The organism is Dermacoccus sp. UBA1591 (assembly GCF_002322065.1).
GTDB lineage: Bacteria > Actinomycetota > Actinomycetes > Actinomycetales > Dermatophilaceae > Dermacoccus > Dermacoccus nishinomiyaensis.
On the sequence record NZ_DCNR01000020.1, the window covers coordinates 74,098 to 76,139 of the forward strand.

The window sequence follows — 2,042 nt, forward strand, 5'->3', positions numbered from 1 at the left end:
CGCCCAGCTCCGTCTCGAGGCGCGCCGACTGATCCTGCACGGTCGACAGCAGCGCCACGAGGTCGGACTGCGACAGGTTGTCCAGGCCGGACTTCTCGTGCTGACGCACCTGCGTCATGACGGCGAAGCCCAGCCCGAGCGCGAGCACGGACGCCGCGAGCGTCCCGACGCCGGTGCCGGGGCCGCCGAACGCGAACCGCTTCCACGGACGGTGGTGCGCCTGGGGAGGCGAGCCCGCGTCTGAGGAGTTCTCGCCCGAGGGGTTCTCGGGCCGAGGCTCGGACCCGTGCGGGGCCTGAGCGTCGAGCTGCCCCTCGGGCGTCGTCTCACGCGGGGTCGCGGGCTCGTCAGCAGGTGTGCGCATGCCGGAGGCGCTCATGCCTTGAAGATGTGACGACGGATTGAGGCGACGTTCGTGAAGATGCGCAAGCCGAGAACGACGACGACACCCGTCGACAGCTGACTGCCGACGCCGAGCTGGTCGCCGAGGAAGACGATGAACGCTGCGACGACGACGTTCGACAGGAACGACACGACGAAGACCTTGTCGTCGAAGATGCCGTCGAGCGCCGCGCGCAGACCACCGAACAGCGCATCGAGCGCGGCGATGACGGCGATCGGCAGGTACGGCTGCATCCACACGGGGACGTCGGGGTGCAGCCACAGCCCGAGGGCGAGGCCGACTGCGAGTCCGATGGCAGGTAACAACGTGTTCTCCTCGGGGGTGGTGCGTCAGGGAACGATGCGGGCGTGCGTGACGTGCACGCTGTCGAGGGCGGGCAGGTCGACGTCGTTCGAGGCGTTGCTCGTCACGCCGAAACCGGACTTGCGCAGACTCGCGGCGTACTGGTCGGCGAACGAGCCGGTGAAGGTCTTCTGCATGTCGTCTGGTCCCATGACGCTGATCTCGTACGGCGGCGCGAGCGGACGGAAGTTGACGAGGACGGCCGAGCCCGCGAACCGGATCGCCGTCATCGACGTGACGCGCTGGCCGTTGATGGCGATACCGGTGGCGCCGGCCTGCCACCACCCGTTGACGAGCTGCTGCAGGTCGGTCGAGGTGACCGCGTCCGCGGCGTTCACGGTGCGTGGATCGCTGTCAGCCGAGTCGGCGCCCTTGGTGTCGGGGTTCGACACCGTCATGACGACGCCCGGGCCGCGAACCTCGGCGAGGCCCGCCGTCCGCGTCGCGTCGTCGAGCGTCTTCTTCAGCCCCGCCTGCAACTGACGATCGAGAGCGCCCTTCTGCGCCGACGCGACGTCGTCGCGCAGGCGCGTGAGCTCGGCGGAGGCGTCGTCGTTGTCGCTCTGCTTCGTCTCGATCTGGTCGACGAGCTGTGCGTGCCGATCCTGCGCGACGGCGCGGGGCACGCGCAGCGCGTGCGCGGCGGCGCCGACCATGAGGCCGATGAGCAGCAGGGAGATGATGAGCAGCGGTGAGCGTCGCCAGCTGCGCGCAGGCGCGCCCTGAGCCTCGCGGCGCGCCGCCGAGTCGGCGTACGAGGGGTCGATGGGGTGACGCATCGCATCGAAGATGAGCGCCATGCTCGCCGCGGGGTCACGCACCTCGACCTCGCGCGGCGCGGCGCCCGGACGTTCGTGGCGGCGCCAGTGCAGGCGCGTCACCGTGCGGCCTGCGGGGCTCGAACGGCGTTGACCATCTCCCTCACCTGCACGGCGTAGAGCAGCCCGGCGAGCCAGTACAGCGTCACGCCCCAGATGACGAACGCCCAAGCGATGGGAGCGGCGACATCCCCGACGGTGCCGTCGAACTGTGCGACGACGAGCAGCGGGAAGGCGTAGAGGAGGTTGAACGTCGCGGCCTTGCCGATGAAGTGCACGGGCGGCAACGGCAGCCGGTGACGGCGCACCATCGGCGCGAGAGCGAGGATGAACAGCTCGCGCGCCACGAGGGCGAGCACGACCCACAGCGGCAGGATGCCGCGGATCGCGAGGCAGACGATCGTCGCGGCGATGTAGAGCCGGTCGGCCGCAGGGTCGAGCAGCGCGCCGAGACGTGATTCCATGTGGAACCTGCGGGC

General features: G+C 70.1%; 3 protein-coding genes and 1 pseudogene. All 4 read right to left on the minus strand.

What is annotated here, in order from left to right; genetic code table 11:
* Positions 1 to 379: pseudogene (locus B2284_RS02350) on the minus strand (hypothetical protein); the annotation flags it as partial.
* On the minus strand, positions 376 to 708 hold the full coding sequence (locus tag B2284_RS02355; protein ID WP_006943348.1) for a small basic family protein: 333 nt from the start codon (positions 706 to 708) through the stop codon (positions 376 to 378). The pseudogene B2284_RS02350 and the gene B2284_RS02355, both read right to left, overlap by 4 nt.
* Positions 709 to 732: 24 nt before the next feature.
* The gene (locus tag B2284_RS02360) at positions 733 to 1,626 is read right to left on the minus strand and encodes a DUF881 domain-containing protein (RefSeq protein WP_286697128.1); all 894 of its coding nucleotides are present in this window, start codon (positions 1,624 to 1,626) and stop codon (positions 733 to 735) included.
* The coding region (locus B2284_RS02365; RefSeq protein WP_286697129.1) for a CDP-alcohol phosphatidyltransferase family protein at positions 1,623 to 2,042 on the minus strand (420 nt) is incomplete at its 5' end. The genes B2284_RS02360 and B2284_RS02365, both read right to left, overlap by 4 nt.